Annotated in this window: 15 protein-coding genes and 2 pseudogenes; 10 read left to right on the plus strand and 7 right to left on the minus strand. The window is 61.8% G+C overall.

Translation table 11 applies throughout. The annotated features are described in order from the left end of the window. Positions 1–83 precede the first annotated feature (83 nt). Positions 84–1709: a methyl-accepting chemotaxis protein gene (locus M5G17_RS06790; RefSeq protein ID WP_273892219.1), complete on the plus strand. Its 1626-nt coding sequence runs from the start codon at positions 84–86 to the stop codon at positions 1707–1709. Between the two features lie 115 nt (positions 1710–1824). Here M5G17_RS06790 and fabB read toward each other — a convergent pair whose 3' ends face one another. The 5 genes from fabB to M5G17_RS06815 all read right to left on the minus strand — a co-directional run bounded on the left by fabB (position 1825) and on the right by M5G17_RS06815 (position 8707). Next, entirely contained in the window at positions 1825–3045 is a 1221-nt protein-coding gene (fabB, locus tag M5G17_RS06795; RefSeq protein WP_130263908.1) for a beta-ketoacyl-ACP synthase I, read from the minus strand. 11 nt (positions 3046–3056) lie between these two features. Beyond that, the gene (gene fabA, locus M5G17_RS06800; RefSeq protein ID WP_007899046.1) at positions 3057–3572 is read right to left on the minus strand and encodes a 3-hydroxyacyl-[acyl-carrier-protein] dehydratase FabA; all 516 of its coding nucleotides are present in this window, start codon (positions 3570–3572) and stop codon (positions 3057–3059) included. 205 nt (positions 3573–3777) lie between these two features. Beyond that, positions 3778–5706 (minus strand): ATP-binding protein, encoded by a 1929-nt coding sequence (locus tag M5G17_RS06805; RefSeq protein ID WP_273892220.1) that lies wholly within the window; start codon positions 5704–5706, stop codon positions 3778–3780. Beyond that, positions 5703–6596, minus strand: coding sequence for an ABC transporter substrate-binding protein (locus M5G17_RS06810; RefSeq protein ID WP_273892221.1), 894 nt, complete (start codon positions 6594–6596; stop codon positions 5703–5705). Before M5G17_RS06810 ends, M5G17_RS06805 begins: the two co-directional genes overlap by 4 nt. After that, positions 6596–8707 (minus strand): TonB-dependent receptor plug domain-containing protein, encoded by a 2112-nt coding sequence (locus M5G17_RS06815; protein ID WP_273892222.1) that lies wholly within the window; start codon positions 8705–8707, stop codon positions 6596–6598. The genes M5G17_RS06810 and M5G17_RS06815 overlap by 1 nt, the downstream gene beginning before the upstream one ends. Positions 8708–8878: 171 nt before the next feature. Between M5G17_RS06815 and M5G17_RS06820 the strand changes: the two genes are divergently transcribed. From M5G17_RS06820 to M5G17_RS06860, 9 genes are all read left to right on the plus strand, one after another. Further along, on the plus strand, positions 8879–9904 hold the full coding sequence (locus tag M5G17_RS06820) for an NAD(P)H-dependent glycerol-3-phosphate dehydrogenase (RefSeq protein WP_273892223.1): 1026 nt from the start codon (positions 8879–8881) through the stop codon (positions 9902–9904). A 13-nt stretch (positions 9905–9917) separates the two neighbouring features. Next, positions 9918–10265: a DUF4389 domain-containing protein gene (locus M5G17_RS06825; RefSeq protein ID WP_273892224.1), complete on the plus strand. Its 348-nt coding sequence runs from the start codon at positions 9918–9920 to the stop codon at positions 10263–10265. Then, on the plus strand, positions 10262–10711 hold the full coding sequence (gene sixA / locus M5G17_RS06830) for a phosphohistidine phosphatase SixA (protein ID WP_273892225.1): 450 nt from the start codon (positions 10262–10264) through the stop codon (positions 10709–10711). The genes M5G17_RS06825 and sixA overlap by 4 nt, the downstream gene beginning before the upstream one ends. A gap of 37 nt (positions 10712–10748) precedes the next feature. Then, positions 10749–11192, plus strand: coding sequence for a hotdog fold thioesterase (locus tag M5G17_RS06835; RefSeq protein ID WP_273892226.1), 444 nt, complete (start codon positions 10749–10751; stop codon positions 11190–11192). Between the two features lie 91 nt (positions 11193–11283). Beyond that, positions 11284–11631: a hypothetical protein gene (locus M5G17_RS06840; protein ID WP_273892227.1), complete on the plus strand. Its 348-nt coding sequence runs from the start codon at positions 11284–11286 to the stop codon at positions 11629–11631. 92 nt (positions 11632–11723) lie between these two features. After that, positions 11724–12518 carry an alpha/beta fold hydrolase gene (locus tag M5G17_RS06845; RefSeq protein WP_273892228.1) on the plus strand — a complete coding sequence of 265 codons (795 nt, stop codon included), beginning with the start codon at positions 11724–11726 and terminating at the stop codon, positions 12516–12518. Then, positions 12515–13369 (plus strand): alpha/beta hydrolase, encoded by an 855-nt coding sequence (locus tag M5G17_RS06850; protein WP_273892229.1) that lies wholly within the window; start codon positions 12515–12517, stop codon positions 13367–13369. Before M5G17_RS06845 ends, M5G17_RS06850 begins: the two co-directional genes overlap by 4 nt. 115 nt (positions 13370–13484) lie before the next feature. After that, positions 13485–14279 carry a DUF4892 domain-containing protein gene (locus M5G17_RS06855; protein ID WP_273892230.1) on the plus strand — a complete coding sequence of 265 codons (795 nt, stop codon included), beginning with the start codon at positions 13485–13487 and terminating at the stop codon, positions 14277–14279. A gap of 12 nt (positions 14280–14291) precedes the next feature. After that, complete coding sequence (locus M5G17_RS06860; RefSeq protein WP_273892231.1) at positions 14292–15344, plus strand: AI-2E family transporter; 1053 nt, start codon at positions 14292–14294, stop codon at positions 15342–15344. A gap of 188 nt (positions 15345–15532) precedes the next feature. Here M5G17_RS06860 and M5G17_RS06865 read toward each other — a convergent pair. Together M5G17_RS06865 and M5G17_RS06870 are read right to left on the minus strand one after the other, a co-directional pair. Next, positions 15533–16362: pseudogene (locus tag M5G17_RS06865) on the minus strand (IS5 family transposase). Positions 16363–16467: 105 nt separating this feature from the next. Next, positions 16468–17560, minus strand: a pseudogene (locus M5G17_RS06870) (IS630 family transposase). Positions 17561–17645: the final 85 nt, after the last annotated feature.

The raw sequence follows: 17645 nt of genomic DNA on the forward strand, positions 1-17645 counted from the left end.
TACGCAAATTTTCGCCGGGCCGATACCGTCTAGAAGCAAGGACTGCTGCGCGCTGTTGCAGCGCTTTTGGAGGGAGCCAGAAAATGAGCTTGAGAAGCATGAATATCGCGCCCAGGGCTGGCCTGGGTTTCGGCCTGGTGGCGGCGCTGGTGTTTGCCTTGGGCGCTTTTGCCCTGATGCAGATGACCAGCATGCGCCAGCAGTCCGAGCAGGTCGACAGCAACTGGTTGCCCAGCGTCATTTCGGTCGGGCAGATGACCCAGGACATGTTGCGCATTCGCGCCTTGACCCTGCGCTTGCTGGTCAATCGTGACGCTGCGGCGCTTGAGCAGAACAAGTCGCGTATCGAAGAGATCAAGGCCGGCCTGGGCAAGGCCCAGCAGAAGTATCAGGCCCTGATCGTACTGCCCGAAGAGCAAACCCTGTTCGACCGCTACCTTGGGTTGGAGCAACGCTACCTCAAGCTGCAGGCTCAGGTGGTGGAATTGTCTTCCGCGCATCGGCTCGAAGAGGCCGTGACCCTGGTCAATGGCGACATGAACCAGCTGGCGGACCAGATGACTGCCAGTCTCAATGAGCTGATTGCACTCAACAACCAGCATGCCAACACGGCTACCGATCTTGCCGAAGCCGTCTACAAGCAGGCGCGGGTCTGGGTGATTGGCCTGCTGATTGCCGCCGTGGTGCTGACGGTGGTGCTGGCCCTGACCTTGACCCGCAGTATCGTCCGGCCGCTGACGCAATCGCTACAAGTTGCCGAGGTAGTGGCCACCGGCGACCTGACCCCGCAGATCACGGTGCAGGGCAAGGACGAGCCGGCCCGCTTGCTCGCAGCGATGAAGCAAATGCAGCAGAGCCTGCGCGAGACCATCGGGCGTATCTCCGACTCTTCCAGCCAGTTGGCCTCGGCCTCCGAAGAGCTCAGCGCGGTGACTGAAGACGCTACCCGTGGGCTGATGCAGCAAAGCCAGGAAATCGAGCAGGCAGCGACCGCGGTCAACCAGATGACCGCGGCGGTGGAGGAGGTGGCGAGCAATGCCGTGGCCACTTCCGAGGCCTCTCAGGAATCGGACCGCATCGCCCGTCAGGGGCGTGAGCAGGTGCGCCTCACCGTGACGTCGATCGAAGACCTGGCGGCGGGTGTTACCGCCAACGCTGAAGAAGTGGGGCAACTGGCCCAGCAGGTTCATGGCATTACCAAGGTGCTGGATGTGATTGGCGCGATTGCCGAGCAGACCAATCTGTTGGCCCTCAACGCCGCGATCGAGGCGGCCCGCGCTGGTGATGCCGGGCGCGGTTTTGCTGTGGTTGCTGACGAGGTGCGGGCCTTGGCCCATCGCACTCAGCAGTCAACCCGTGAAATCGAGCAGATGATCGACGGCATCCAGCAGGGTACCCATCGTGCGGTCGAGGGCATGCAGCACACCAATGAGCGGGCGCGCGGCACCCTGGAAGGGGCTCATGCAGCCGGCGCGGCGCTGGAGGAGATTGCTGCGGCGATCAGCCTGATCAATGAGCGCAACCTGGTGATTGCCAGTGCCTCGGAGCAGCAGGCGCAAGTGGCCCGGGAGGTGGACCGCAACCTGACCAACATCCGTGACCTGGCCATGCAGACCTCGGCGGGGGCCAATCAGACCAACGCGGCGAGCCAGGCGTTGTCGCAGCTGGCGATTGAGCTCAATGGCCTGGTTGGGCGGTTTTCGGTGTAAGTCATCGCGGGGCAAGCCCGCTCCCACAATAAATAAATGTGGGAGCGGGCTTGCCCCGCGATGCTAAAAAAACGCCCCGACAAGTCGGGGCGTTTTCAGGGTAAGGGGCTAGCCCTTACTTGCCTGCCCAGCGCTTGAGCACCAGGGTGGCATTGGTGCCGCCGAAACCGAAGCTGTTGCTCATCACGGTATCGATCTTGGCGTTTTCCTGGGTCTTGGTCAGCACCGGCAGGTCGGCCACTTCCGGGTCCAGCTCGTCGATGTTGGCGGAGCCGGCAATGAAGTTGCCTTCCATCATCAGCATGCAGTAGATCGCTTCGTGAACGCCAGCGGCGCCCAGGGAGTGACCCGACAGGCTCTTGGTCGAGCTGATGGCTGGGGCCTTGCCGGCGAACACTTCACGCACACCTTTCATTTCTGCAACGTCACCGACCGGAGTCGAGGTGCCGTGGGTGTTCAGGTAGTCGATCGGGGTGTCGACGGTGGACATGGCCATCTGCATGCAGCGGATGGCGCCTTCGCCGCTTGGTGCAACCATGTCGTAGCCGTCGGACGTTGCACCGTAGCCAACGATTTCGGCATAGATCTTGGCGCCACGGGCCAGGGCGTGTTCGAGCTCTTCAACCACGACCATGCCACCACCGCCGGCGATGACGAAGCCGTCACGGTCAGCGTCGTAGGCGCGGGAAGCTTTTTCCGGCGTGTCGTTGCGCTTGCTGGACAGGGCGCCCATGGCGTCGAACAGGAACGACTGGCTCCAGTGCTCTTCTTCACCACCACCGGCGAAGACGATGTCCTGCTTGCCCATCTGGATCTGTTCCATCGCGGTACCGATGCAATGTGCACTGGTGGCGCAGGCCGAGGCGATGGAGTAGTTCAGACCCTTGATCTTGAACGGGGTAGCCAGGCACGCCGAGACGGTGCTGCTCATGGTCCGGGTGACGCGGTACGGGCCAACGCGCTTGACGCCCTTCTCGCGCAGGATGTCCAGCGCTTCCATCTGGTTCAGGGTCGAGGCGCCACCGGAACCGGCGATCAGGCCGGTACGCGGGTTGGAAACTTGCTCTTCGGTCAGGCCCGAGTCCTTGATCGCGTCGGCCATCGCCAGGTAGGCGTAGGCGGCGGCGTGACCAACGAAACGGTAGATCTTGCGATCGATCAGTTCTTCGAGGTTGAGGTCGATGGAGCCGGAAACCTGGCTACGCAGACCCATTTCGGCATATTCCGGGTTGAATCGGATGCCAGGGCGGCTTGCACGCAGGTTGGCGGAGACGGTCTCTTTGTCATTGCCCAGGCACGAAACGATGCCCAGACCAGTGATAACGACGCGGCGCATGCGGATAACCCTTAGAAGTTGTCAGTGGAGGTGAATACGCCGACCCGGAGGCCTTCGGCGGTGTAGATTTCGCGACCGTCGACAGTCACCGAGCCATCGGCGATGGCCATGTTCAGCTTGCCCTTGAGGACGCGCTTGATATGAATGTTGTAGGTGACTTTCTTGGCGGTCGGCAAGACCTGACCGAAAAATTTCACTTCACCCGAACCCAGGGCCCGGCCACGGCCTGGCAGGCCTTGCCAGCCCAGGAAGAAGCCGACCAGCTGCCACATGGCATCCAGGCCCAGGCAGCCCGGCATTACCGGATCGCCTTCGAAGTGGCAGGCGAAGAACCACAGGTCCGGGGTGATATCCAGCTCGGCGACCAATTCACCTTTGCCGTACTTGCCACCCTCTTCGCTGATATGGGTGATGCGATCAACCATCAGCATGTTCGGGGCGGGCAGTTGCGCGTTACCTGGGCCGAACAGCTCACCGCGACTGCAGCGCAGCAGGTCTTCCCGAGTAAAGGCGTTTTGTTTGGTCATGCGAGCTCCTCAATAGTCCCCGTGCGGCAGGGGGCAAATCTTCCCGGCCGTCTCAAAACCCACAGGTTTGAGCCGGCAGCCTACACATAGACTATTGCGTTGTAGTGAAAGTCACAGCGCACGGGACAAAGAAGTACACTTGTGCACTGAAATTTTATTTTCAAGCCCTTCGCGGCGCTTGTCCAGTCTCTTAGACTGCCGCAATTTAGCATTTATCGCCAGTCGCAGCTGACTGACCGGGCAGCCAGCGTTGCAGAATTTGCTGCAGATCAGTGCGTTTGAACGGCTTGGCCAGGTAGTCGTTCATGCCCGCGTTCAAGCAGCGCTCGCGATCACCCTGTAAGGCATTGGCGGTCAAGGCGATGATCGGCATCGTCGCCGCTTGCGGCAGTTGGCGGATGCGCCGGGTGGCTTCATAGCCATCGATGATCGGCAGGCGGCAGTCCATCAGGGCGGCGGCAAAGCGCTGGCGTCCGGCCTGGGCCACGGCCTGAGCGCCATCGACCGCCACGCATACCTCAAAACCCAGGCTGCGCAGCATGGCTTCAATGACGGTCTGGTTCACCGGGTTGTCCTCAACCAGCAGAATGCGCCGGCCCTGGCCGTCATCCTCGACCCGGGTCAAGCCGCCAGGCAGGCGTGGGGTCTGCAGGGTCGACAGGGCCAGGGGCATCTCCAGGGTAAAGGTCGAGCCCTGGCCTTCATGGCTTTCCCCGCGCAGGGTACCGCCCATCCGTTCGGTCAGGGTGCGGGCAATCGACAAGCCCAGGCCGGTCCCACCATAGCGGCGGGAAATCGAACTGTCGGCTTGCTGGAAGGCGACGAACATCATCTCTAGGCGCGTGCTGTCGATGCCGATGCCGGTATCGCGCACCGCGCAGGTGAACCAGATCAGCTGGCGGTCGAGCACTTGCCAGCGCGGTTCGACCTGCACACTGCCGCGTTCGGTGAACTTCAGGGCGTTGCCGATCAGGTTGAGCAGCACCTGGCGAATCCGTGTCGGGTCGCCGACCACCTGCAGGTGCTCGATACCCGGCGGCAGGCGCAGTTGCAGGTCCAGCTCACGCTGTTGGGCCAGGTGCAGGAACGACTGCACGCAACTGCCGATCAGATCGCCGAGGTTGAAGTCAATGTGCTCAAGCTCCACCGTGGTGCGCTCGATACGCGAGAAATCGAGAATGTCATTGATCACTTTGAGCAGGTGCCCGGTGGATTCACTGGCCACGGCGGTGTATTCGGCCTGTTCTTCGCTCAGCGAGGTTGTTTCAAGAAGTTGCAGCATTCCCAGCACGCCGTTCATCGGTGTGCGCAGCTCATGGCTCATCATCGCCAGGAAGTCGGATTTGGCCTTGTTCGCCTGTTCCGCCTCTTCCCGGGTCTGGATCAACTGCGACATGGCTTGCTGTTGCTCGTGACTGGCTTTGCTCAGGGCACTGGCCAGGTTGTTGATGTGCCGTGCCAGGTGGCCTAGCTCGCTGTCGTCGACCACCGGCAACGGCGCGTTGAAATCGCCCTGCTGGATGGCCTTCACCGCATGGCCCATGTCGCTGATCGGCTTGGCCAGACTCAGTGCCAGGCGTCGGGCGAGGATGAAGGTGAACAGCAGGGCGAACAGAGCAAGGATCCCGGCCTTGACCACGATCTCCTGTTGCCGCTCGCTGAAGGCGTCATCCGACATGCCGACGATTACCCGTCCCAGATAGTCGTCACCGATACTGCGGGTGGGGGCGTTGCCGTGCAGGAAGTCGTTGTCCAGACGGATCTGCTGCAGGCGGATTGGGGCCTGGAATACTTCGACCTGTTGCGCGCGATTGTTGCTTTCGTCCGGCTGCTCGACGTAGACCAGGATGTGGTTGCTGCTGTCCTGAACCTCGAGAAAGCGTACGTGGGGGATGCTCAGGGTGGCGCGCATCAGGCTTTCGAGCACTTCGTTGTTGCCGGCGATCACCCCGTACTCGGAGGCCGGAGCCAGTTGGTTGGCGATCAGCTGGCCGGTGTGGTTGAGCTCCTGGCGCAAGTCCTGGATCCGCACGAAGGTAAAAAAGCTGATCAGCAACAGGGTCAGCAGCAGCGCCGGGCCAAGGCTGATGATTTGCGTACGGGTATGGATGTCCCAGCTCAGGCGCCGTCTCATGGTGTGCTTTCTCCTTCGGCCAGGGCGATGGCGGCGGCGGACGGGTCAATCGCTTCGATGCCTAGGGCACGGGCCACCTGCTGGTTGCCGAGTACGCTGAACTGCGCCGGGTAGAGCGTACGCGGCCAGCGGCTGGGCTGCTGGTCGAGCAGTTGCCCAAGCACCGCCAGCCAGTCGTCCTGATCGCTCAGGGTGCTGGCCAGGGCGCCGGCCTTGACGAACCCGGCATTTGGGCCGATCAGTGCCATCTGCCGGCCATAGCTGCTGAGCAGTACGTTCTTTGCTGTTTTCGAGTTGTACAGCTGCGGGTCGTCGATGCCTAGCAGCACATCACTGTTTTGCAGCAGTGTTTGCAGTGGGCGGCTGTCGCGCAGGTCGGGCCAGGCCTCGGTGACGATCTCCAGACCCAGCGGTCGCGCCGCCGCGCGCAGTTCATCGAGGAGAAACTGGCTGTGCTCGGTGTACAGCACGCCGACCCGACGGGCCTGCGGTAGCAGGTAGTGGGTCAGGCGCAGCTGGCGCGCCAGCGGCGGGTCGCTCCAGAGCAGGCTCAGGTAGGCCGGGCGCAAGTTGCCCAGGCGTTGCTGGACCTGGACCCGACTGACGCGCAGGGCCAGCGCCGCTGGCCCGGCCGTTTCGCTCAGGCGCCACTCCAGGCTGGCGCTGTCGAGCAGGATCAGGCGGGTGGCGGCCTTGATCTGGCTCGGGCGTGGCAGCTCGGCCACAGGGATGAAACGCACCTGGTCAGCCGTGCGCTGTTCGCGCAAGGCGTCGACGAAGCTGCGCACGCCGGGGTTGTCCTGGCTGCCGGTGAGCAGGATCTCACTGGCCGACAGGGGGCCCAGGGGCCACAGGCAGACCAGCAGCAGCCAGTGCCGCAGGCGACGCATCAGAACGCAAGCTCTGCACTGAAAGACAGCACATGGCGGCTGTCATAACGGTTGTCGTAGATGGTCGTCGGTTCATCATCCAGGCGCTGCTGGAGCATGCCGGCCAGATCCAGGCTGGTACGGTTCCAGCGCAGGCGTTTGGCCACGCGCAGGTCGAGGCGTTCGAAACGGTATTGGTTGAGCGCGTCGTCACCATAATAGAAGAGTGTACTGGACCAGCCGTCGCCCCACTCGCGCAGCCAGCCGGCCGAGCCACTGTTGGTCGCGCTCAGGCGGCGGTCAGCCGGGTTGCTGGCCCAGGCATCGACGTAGGCGTAGGTCAGGCGCAGGCGATCGGCCGGAGTCAGGCGCCAGTCCAGTTGTGCTTCGCTGCCGCTGAAGCGGGCCTTGTTGCTGTTGCTGGCAATGTACTGGTTGTTGCGCAGTGGCTCGCTGATCATGCCGGTGATTTCGTCGTAGAACAGCTTGAAGTCGACGCTCAGCTCGGCATCAGCGAAATAACCGTTATAGCCCAGTTCCCGCGAGCGCATACGTTCCTGTTCCAGATCACCCGGGCCGCGGGTCTTGACGAAGTACTCGGCATTGCGTTGGCCAAAGGCGCCAGGCTCCAGGTTGTTGACCCGGTAACTCCAGTTGACGTTGTTCTCGAACATGTCCGGCGAGCGCACAGCTTCCGAGTACACCGCACGCAAACCATGGCGCGGGGTGATCAGGTAGTTGACTGCGACCCGTGGGGTCAGCGAGTTGCCTGACAGGCGGGCATCTTCATACATGGCTCCGCCCTGCAGGATCCAGTGCTCGCTGGCGCGCCATTCCAGGTGGCCGAACAGGCGCCAGGTGCTGTCGTCCAGGCTGCCATTGAAATAGGTCTGGGAGTCGGCACGGTCGTAGCGTAAGTTGGCGCCGCTGACCAGGCGCAGGTTGTCGGCCAGGCTCAGGGTGTCCTGCACTTCAATGTCGTAACGGGTTTCCCGGGTGCTTTGGTCAATGTCGCCGCAGACCTGTTGCGATCCACCATTGCGCCATTGCTGCTGGACCTGCTCGGCCAGGGCGCGCTCCTCGCTGTTGCCGGCGGGCAAGGGCGAGGTGATGTTGCGCGCCACCTGTTCTGCGTAGTTAGGATTCAGGCGCCACAGCTGGGTCAACTGCGGGCTGAACGACAGCGCAGCGTCGCAGGCGCGCCATTCCTGTTCGCGCTCCCAGTGCTGGGCCGAGCCTTGTACATAAAGGCTGTGCTCGGGATTGAAATCGATGTTCCAGCGCAGCGAGCCGGCGTAGTCCTTGGCGTTGACGTCGGCGTTGTTGCCGGCGGCAGTGACGTAGGGGAATACCGGTTTATAGGTGTAAGGCCGCTGATCGCTGCCTTCCTTGGCCGAGAACTGCCATTCCAGGCTCTGATTGTTGGCCAGGGTGTGGCTGGCGCTCAGGCCCAGGCGGTTGAGGCGGCGGCTGTCACGGTAGTCCTGGCCCCGGTGGTTCTCGTCGAAGCCATCGTCCTGCATGCCCGACAGCGACAGGCGCAGGTCGCCGCCGTCCCAGCCCAGCCCCTGGCTTGCGTACCAGTCATTGATGCCACGCTGGCCCCGGGTGACCTTCAGGCGTGTGCCATGGCTGTCGGCCGGGCTGCGGGTGAGGATGTTGACCACTGCCATCAGTGCGTTGGCGCCGTAGCTGACGGTGTTGGGGCCGCGAAACACCTCGATGCGCTCGATGTCCTCCATGGCCAGCGGAATATCGCTCCAGTCCACGGTGGCCAGGCCCGCTCGGTACACCGAGCGGCCGTCGACCAGCACCTGCATGCGCCGTGCGTCGTTGACGTTGCTGCCGTGGTAGTTGACCGTCGGCTGGTTGCCGGCGCCATAGCCGATCATCATTCCCGGCACCAGACGCAGCAGTTCGGGAATGTCGCGGGCGCCGCTGGAGCGAATCAGTTCGTTGTCGAGCACGGTCATGCTGCCCGGCACGGCAGCGGGTGATTGCTTGAGCCGGGTGGCGGTGAGCACTTGCGGCAGGGCCTGGCTGTCGACAAACAGGTCGTCAGCCAGGCCGGGGCCGCTGAGCAGGGCCGTCAGCAGTAATAAAGGGCGTTTGGGGCGCGGGCCAAAAGACACGGTGCGGCCTTGGTAACAGGTTCAAGTCGGGCATGTTAACCGAGTGGTGAGCATTTTCCAGTCACGCCGCGACAGTTCCCAAGGCTGATTCGGTCATCTGCCACTGGCTCTGGCACTGGCGCTCCGTATAATGCGCAGGTCGCCACTTAAATTGGTTTTAACGGATTGGATATGACTGAACAGCAGCCTGTTGCAGTTCTGGGAGGCGGAAGTTTCGGCACCGCCGTGGCGAATCTGCTGGCGGAAAACGGTGTCCGGGTGCGGCAATGGATGCGCGACCCCGAGCAGGCCGAAGCCATGCGCACCAACCGCGAAAACCCGCGCTACCTCAAGGGCATCAAACTGCATGCCGGGGTCGAGCCGGTCAATGACCTGCTGGCAACCCTGCAGTCCAGTGAGCTGATCTTCGTCGCGCTGCCTTCCAGTGCCCTGCGCAGTGTGCTGGCCGAGCATGCGCAACTGCTCGGCGGCAAGATGCTGGTCAGCCTGACCAAGGGCATCGAGGCGCAAAGCTTCAAGCTGATGAGCCAGATCCTCGAAGAAATTGCCCCTCAGGCGCGCATCGGCGTGCTGTCGGGCCCCAACCTTGCCCGCGAGGTGGCCGAGCACGCGCTGACCGCCACCGTGGTCGCCAGTGAAGACGAAGCATTGTGCCAGCGCGTCCAGGCGGTACTGCACGGGCGCACCTTTCGCGTGTACGCCAGCAGCGACCGCTTTGGCGTCGAGCTGGGCGGGGCACTGAAGAACGTCTACGCGATCATCGCCGGCATGGCCGTGGCCTTGGGGATGGGCGAGAACACCAAGAGCATGCTGATCACTCGTGCTTTGGCCGAGATGACCCGCTTTGCCGTAAGCCAAGGAGCCAACCCGATGACGTTCCTGGGCCTGGCCGGGGTCGGCGACCTGATCGTCACCTGCTCCTCGCCCAAGAGCCGCAATTACCAGGTCGGCCATGCCCTTGGTCAGGGCCTGAGCCTGGAGGAGGCGGTCAGCCGCCTGGGCGAAGTGGCCGAAGGGGTGAACACCCTCAAGGTGCTCAAGGTCAAAGCCCAGGAGGTGCAGGTGTACATGCCTCTGGTGGCCGGGCTTCACGCGATTCTGTTCGAAGGCCGGACCCTGACCCAGGTAATCGAGCTGTTGATGCGCGGCGAGCCGAAAACCGATGTCGACTTTATCTCCACCAGCGGTTTCAACTAAGCAGGAGCAGGACATGAACGAATCCCCGAAGCAGACCCAGCGCGAATCGATCGTTTTGCGCGTGTTGTGGATGCTGGTGTTCCTGGTGGTCTGGCAACTGGCCGAACTGCTGCTGGGCGGCCTGGTGCTGGTGCAGCTTGTGTACCGATTGATCTATGGTGCGCCGAGCGCCAGCCTGATGAGTTTCGGCGATAGCCTGAGCCAGTTTCTGGCCCAGATCGGCCGTTTTGGCAGCTTCCACAGCGACCAGAAGCCCTGGCCGTTCGCCGACTGGCCAACCCCGCGCGCGCCGGAAGGCGAAGCCGCCCACAGCGTGCCGCCTGCACCACACCCGGTGCGCGACGAAGAGCCGAAGCTGTGAAGCTCTGGGTTTTGCGCCACGGTGAGGCCGAGCAGCGAGCCAACACCGACGCCGAGCGCCGGCTCACCGCCCACGGGCGCGAGCAAGTACTGCGCAGCGCGGCGGTGCTGCTTGGCCAACCGCTGCAGGTGATTCTTGCCAGCCCCTACGTGCGCGCCCAGCAGACGGCCGCGCTGGTCCATGAGGCCCTCGGTTTCACCAAGCCGGTGCAGACCGTGTCGTGGTTGACCCCTGACAGCGACTCGCAAATGGTCATCGCCGAGCTGGACAAATTGGGCTTGGAGCAAGTGCTTCTGGTCAGCCACCAACCGCTGGTGGGTAACCTGGTCAGCCTGCTGGAGGGTGGTAAGCATCCGGCATCTATGAGCACCGCCAGCCTGGCGCAGCTCGAAGGCGACTGGCCGCTGGCTGGGCTGATGACCCTGCGTAACCTGCATCACCCATGAGTCACCCTTAACAACAATGACAACAAGGATCGAGTCAATGAGCCTGTGGCATACCCAACCGGATATCGAGCACCTCAACGCCCTGCAGAAGAACACCATCGGCGAGGTGCTGGATATCCGCTTTGAATCCTTCAGCGACGATTCGCTCAGCGCCAGCATGGTGGTTGATCACCGTACCCATCAGCCTTACGGCCTGCTGCATGGCGGCGCTTCGGTGGTGTTGGCTGAAACCGTCGGTTCCATGGCCAGCTGCCTGTGCATCGACCTGCAGAAATTCTATTGTGTAGGCCTGGAAATCAATGCCAACCACTTGCGTGGTATCCGCAGCGGGCGGGTGACGGCAACGGCCAAAGCCGTGCACATCGGCCGCAGCACCCACGTCTGGGATATTCGCCTGAGCGGCGAGGAGGGCAAGGCCAGTTGCATTTCGCGCCTGACCATCGCCGTGATTCCCCTCGGCCAGGATGCACCGAGCCGCTGATCGACCTGATATTTTTACCAGTTGTCGGGCACTGCCTGCCTTGATAGCGTGCGATCAGGTTGCGGGGCAGGGTGTCCCAGGGAATTCGACAATGAGTGGTAGACATCTGGATCTGGTGTACTCGGCCGACGTGCGGCCAGCGCTGGACAAGGTACAACGGCACCAGGCGCTGGATTTTGCCGAGTACCGCCTGCTGCAGGACAGCGCCGACGCCAAGCTTGACTATCTGTTGCGCAAGTTCGAAGGCCAGTACGAGCTGGAACAGCTGCGCCAGGCCTGCATCCGCACATCCCACCTGCTGCAGACCAGTTGCCTGGCCCTGCGCCGGCTGGACCTCGATGCCGAAGACAAACGCCGCGCCCGCGAGGCCCTGGAGCAGCAACTGGCCTATATGCAGGCCTGCCTGCGGCGCTCGATGGCCAGTTTTGGCGAGTATTGACCTGATTGCCGTTGCCGATGGCTTTTCCGGACATTGCTGCCGTGGCTAGGGTTGCCGACAATGAGCCATCCCTCGCTTTCGGATTGGCGGCCATGTCGCAGCAGATCTTTTTCGCCCATGCCAATGGTTTTCCTTCGGCCACCTACGGCAAGCTCTTCGCTGCGCTGGCGCCAGACTACCAGGTGACTCACCTGCCTCAGCACGCCCACGATCCGCGCTTTCCGGTCAATGACAACTGGCAGAGCCTGGTTGATGAGCTGATTCATCACCTGCAGCAGCAACCGGGCCCGGTCTGGGGTGTCGGTCATTCTTTGGGCGGGGTGTTGCACCTGCATGCGGCGTTGCGCTGCCCGCAGTATTACCGTGGCGTGGTGATGCTCGATTCGCCGGTGCTGACCCGGGTCGACCAGTGGCTGATCCAGGCGGCCAAGCGCATGGGCTTCATCGATCGCATCACCCCGGCCGGGCGCACCCTGGGGCGGCGCGAAGCCTTTGCCGACCGCGACAGCGCCCGGGCCTACTTTACCGGCAAGAGCCTGTTCCGGCATTTTGACCCGGAGTGCCTGGATGCCTACCTTGAACATGGCCTGCAAGCAGACGAGAGCGGTTTGCGCCTGCGCTTTGACCCGGCCACCGAAATCAGCATCTACCGCAGCTTGCCGCATACCAGCCCAAGCCCGGCCAGGCAGTTGAAGCTGCCCCTGGCCATGGTCAGGGGCAGCCACAGCCGGGTGGTCAAGCGCCATCATGCCTTGGCCGTGCGCGGCATGCCCCGGGGCGAGTACCACAGTTTGCCGGGCGGGCACATGTTCCCATTGGAGCACCCCACCGACACCGCGAGCCTGATCAAGGGCCTGTTCGATCGCTGGCAGGACACCCCGGCATGAGTAGCGAAATAGAAGAAATCCGCCTGAACCTTGGGCATATCGAACTGGCCGCGCACCTGTTCGGCCCCGCCGATGGCCTGCCGGTCATCGCCTTGCACGGCTGGCTCGACAACGCCAACAGTTTTGCCCGCCTGGCGCCGCAATTAAAGGGCTTGCGTATTCTGGCCCTGGACCTGGCCGGCCATGGTCACTCCGAGCATCGTCCGGCCGGCGCCAGCTATGCCCTGGCCGATTACGTCCACGATGTACTGCGGGTCGCCGAGCAGATGGGCTGGACGCGTTTTGCCCTGCTCGGGCACTCGTTGGGTGCGATCATCTCGGTGCTGCTGGCCGGCGCGATGCCCGAGCGGATCAGCCACCTGGCCTTGATTGACGGGGTGATCCCGCCTACCAGTGGCCCGCAGGATGCCGCCGAGCGCATGAGCATGGCCCTGCAGGCGCAGTTGCGCCTGGACAGCAAACGCAAGGCGGTGCACTCGACCCTTGAGCAGGCCATCGAGGCACGCATCAAGGGTATGGTTGCGGTCAGCCGTGAGGCTGCCGAGCTGCTGGCCCAGCGCGGGTTGATGCCAGTGCCTGGAGGCTTTAGCTGGCGCAGCGACAGCCGCCTGACCTTGCCATCGCCCACCCGTCTCAATCAAGACCAGGCCATGAGCTTCGTGCAGCGCATCGCCTGCCCGGCGAAACTGGTGGTGGCTGCGGATGGCATGCTGGCGCGTCACGGCGAGCTGCTGGAGCAACTCCCCTTTGCCTGTGAGCAACTGCCGGGCGGGCATCACCTGCATCTGAATGACGATGCGGGTGCAACCCTTGTTGCAGACTGTTTCAATCGCTTCTTTGGCATTTCTTGACTTGTGGCGGGCAACTGTCGAGGCTTGGCGGGTTGAACAGGGAGACAACCATGAACCAGCAAGACACTGCCACATCCGTTGACCACCTTGAAGCTCCGTGTTCGGTGGCGTGCCTATGAGGCTCAAACCTTTTATCCAGGCCGCGCTGGTCGGGCTCGGCGTCCTCGCCAGTGCACCGTTGCTGGCCGAGGGGCTGCCAGTACCGCTTGACGCCAAAGTGGTCGATCAGCGCCCGGCAGCGCTACAGGAACGCATCTATCCGTTGGGCAGCTTACGCAAGATCAGTAACCAGTTGCGCGCCGAAGGCAAGATAGATAGCCGCGGTCGGGTCAGTTCGGTTACCTATGAGCTGCCGCCCGAGCGTACTGCCAACGACGCCTTCGCCGCCGCCCGGGAAGCCCTGCAGAAGGACGGTGGTTATCCGCTGTTCTGGTGCCAGGCCCGCGACTGTGGGGAGAACAGCCTGTGGGCCAACGAGGTATTCAAGAATTCCCGCCTCGGTGGCGCGGACGATCAACAAGCCTTCATTCTGCTGCGCCGCTCCGCGGAGCAGAGCAACACGCTGGTGGCTCTCTACAGCATCACCCGCGGCAACAAACGCGCCTACCTTCACGTAGAGGAATTTGTTGCCGACGCCCCCCTGGGTGAAGTGCTGCCAACCCCGGCCACGGTGCTGCGCGAACTGCGTGACACCGGAAAGCTCGACTACCCTGATCTGGGTGAGCCACAAGCGGCCTGGGTCACGTTGCTGGGCCGCAGCCTGAACTTGGACAGCACCTTACGCGTGACCCTGAGCGGTGACCAGGCCGAGGCCTGGCGCGAGCAACTGGTCACGGCTGGGGTGCGTTCGTCGCGGCTGGATGTGGGCGAGGCCAAGACTGACGGTTTCCACGTCGAACTGATTCGTTGATCGAGAAGCATGATGGCCAATAACGACCGCCTGTTGGTGCAGATCATCTTGCTGGCGCTGCTGGGTGCCGGCCTGTGGGTGATGGCACCGTTCATTTCGGCGCTGTTGTGGGGCGCCATCCTGGCCTATGCCAGCTGGCCACTGATGCGCCTGTTGACCCGCTTGCTCGGCGGTCGCGAAACCCTGGCCGCAGGCTTGCTGACCAGCTTGTGGATCTTGCTGGTGGCATTGCCGTTGGTGTGGCTGGGCTTCAACCTGGCTGATCACATCCGCGACGCCACGGCGTTCGTGCGTGACGTGCAGGTCGACGGCCTGCCCGATGCACCGGGCTGGCTGGGCGGCGTGCCGTTCGTGGGTGAACGCCTGGTGGGCATGTGGGACACCATCGATCAGCAGGGTGCGGCCTTGCTGATGACGATCAAGCCTTACCTGGGCCAGGTCGGCAACTGGCTGCTGGCGCGCAGCGCGCAGATCGGCAGCGGCATTCTTGAGCTGACCCTGAGCCTGGTCTTCGTGTTCTTCTTCTACCGCGACGGGCCGAGGCTTGCGGCGTTTGTCCTGCGTTTGCTGGACCGGCTGGTGGGTGAGCGTGGCGAGTATTACCTGGAACTGGTGGCCGGCACCGTGCAACGGGTGGTCAACGGGGTGATCGGCACGGCGGCGGCGCAAGCTGTGCTGGCACTGATCGGCTTCCTGATTGCCGGTGTGCCGGGAGCACTGGTGCTGGGGATAGTCACCTTCATGCTCAGCCTGATCCCCATGGGCCCGCCACTGGCCTGGATACCGGCCACCGCCTGGCTGGCCTGGCAGGGCGAGTACGGCATGGCGGTGTTCCTTGGTCTCTGGGGGACCTTCATCATCAGTGGCGTCGACAACGTACTCAAACCCTACTTGATCAGCCGTGGCGGCAACTTGCCGCTGGTGATCGTCCTGCTTGGGGTGTTTGGTGGTCTGCTGGCCTTTGGCTTTATCGGCCTGTTCATTGGCCCGACTTTGCTGGCGGTGGCCTACAGCCTGCTACTGGATTGGTCGCGCAGCGGGCCGGTGGCAACGCCGCGCAACTGAGGCGATGGTCTGGTGTGGTGTTTCGCAAGTAACACTCATATATTGGTCTGGGCTTTCAGCATCAAAAATGCGCTGGAGCAGCGATATGAAAACTGGCCGACCTGCTGCTCGGATTGAGTTGAGCGACGAAGAACAAGCCGAATTGCTTCGTCGCTCCCGGCAGAGCAAAGGTCCCGCCGAATTTCGCATTAGGCTCTGTACGAATAGATATGTCGCAAACACTCCAGTGAAACCATGGCGGCGTGGCTTTTCGCGAGCTTGTCGAGGCGTGTCACGATCCGACGGTTCTATTTCCAACCAGCCAAGCATGCGTTCGATGATGTTGTGCTGTCGGTATTTGGGCCGATCAAACAGTCTGGGTAAGCCAAGTTTGGGTTTGCGCTTCATTGAGTGCAGCAGGATGACGGGTTGCATTCGATAGTGATCGCAGTAGCGGCGTAGCCCTTGTCGGCAAGCAACCATTTATAGCGCTTACGCGGACGATCACGTTGGCTCGATGGAATGCTGACTTTGTCAAACAATGGTTGGGCATGGCTGATGTCACTGGCTTGACCGCCAGAGAGGAGGAAACGCAACGGTATCCCTTTACGTCGCAGAGCATGTGGATTTTGGTTGTCAGGTCTCCGCGACTGCGGCCTAGAGCGTGATCGGCAGACTCCTCAGGCCTCCTTTTTTTTAGCGCCAGATGAGGCTCGGGTTGCGCGTACTGCGGTTGAATCGTTCATCCAGGTTTGCAGATCGATCAAGCCTTGCTCATTCAATCTCAGGTGGAAGTGTTTGAGCATCTGATCGAATGTCTCCTGGTTTCGCCAGCCTCGAAACCGTTGATACACCGTTGACCACGGGCCAAAGCGTTCCTGCATATCTCGCCATGCAGTACCCGAGCAGAGCACCCAGAGCACGCCTCGAGCATCAGACGGTCGCTCAGGCGATGCCGCCCTCGGCCATGGGTTTCGGTGAAGAGATCGGCAACCACAGTCCAAGCCTCATCCGAGAGTTTGTAATACTTTGCAACCACAGAATTCCTTTCCGTAGATGCTTGGAAAATCTACAAATTTTCAGAGCTCAAGAGGTGTCGATTGGGATTCTCGGGACTTCATACAGAGCCTAGTGCCCTGAGCGCTTAATTCATTGGCTTATTTTTCATCACACTCAGCGTTGCCATATGTACCGAGCTGATGATGGCCGCTGCAGTCTTTGTCCACTTGAACGGCTTGGCTGAATGCTCGTTATGAGCAGTAATGAACTGGCGGATCGCGACTTTCAGATCAGTAACACTGGTGAAGACACCTCGATACAGCGCGCGTCTCTCCAACTGTGAAAACCAGCCTTCCACCGCGTTTAGCCAGGACGCACTGGTCGGTGTGAAGTGCAGCTTGAAGCGCGGATGTTTTTCCAGCCAGGCCTTGATCGCTGCGGTTTTGTGCGTCGAACTGTTGTCCAGGATCACATGGAGATCCAACTCGGCAGGCGTGTTTTTATCAATCTGCCGGAGAAAATCCAGAAACTCCTTGGTCCGGTGCCGCTGGGTAATCCGGTCCATTACTTCACCGGTAATGATGTCGAACGCGGCGTACAGGCTCGCCGTGCCGTGGCGCTTGTAATCATGGGTTCGCCGCTTGATCTGCCCAGGCCGAAGTTGCAGCATTGGCTGAGTACGATCCAGCGCCTGGATCTGAGTTTTCTCGTCAACCGACAGCACCATGGCGTTGTCCGGAGGGCTCAGGTAGAGCCCGACCACATCAATGACCTTCTCAGCGAAGTGCGGATCGTTGCTGATCTTGAATGTCTTCAATCGGTGCGGCTTGAGATCGGACGCTGCCCATATCTGTCGGACTTGCCAAGTGGTAACGCGAGCGTACTTAGCCATCAACCGGACGCTCCAGTGCGTTGCTTCCTTGGGAACCCGGTGCGTTGTCAGGGGCAGGAGTTCTTTGATTTTCTCAGCATTCAGCTTCAAAGGCTGACCGCTACGCGGCAGGTCGCTCAGGCCGTCGGTACTCGCCTCCAGATAACGCTTTCGCCACTTGAACACGGTCGGTGTCGTAATCAGTAACTGCCCGCAGATGGCTATGAGCGTCACCCCCTTCATTGAGCAAAAGCAGTATCCGCGCCCGCTGAGCAAGGCTCTGCTCCAGCGTACTTATGCGCAGCCAACCTTGAAGCGTAAGAACGTCGGCGGGTTGCAGTATAAAGGGAGCAATTGGACGAGGCATACCCGGAACCATCTCGGGGCGAGGGATGCACAGTATATCGTTGTAGGTTAGAAAATTAACTAACCGCTCACGACACTAGTCAAAT

Origin of the sequence: Pseudomonas rubra, from assembly GCF_028656935.1 — a bacterium.
Classification (GTDB): Bacteria; Pseudomonadota; Gammaproteobacteria; order Pseudomonadales; family Pseudomonadaceae; genus Aquipseudomonas; species Aquipseudomonas rubra.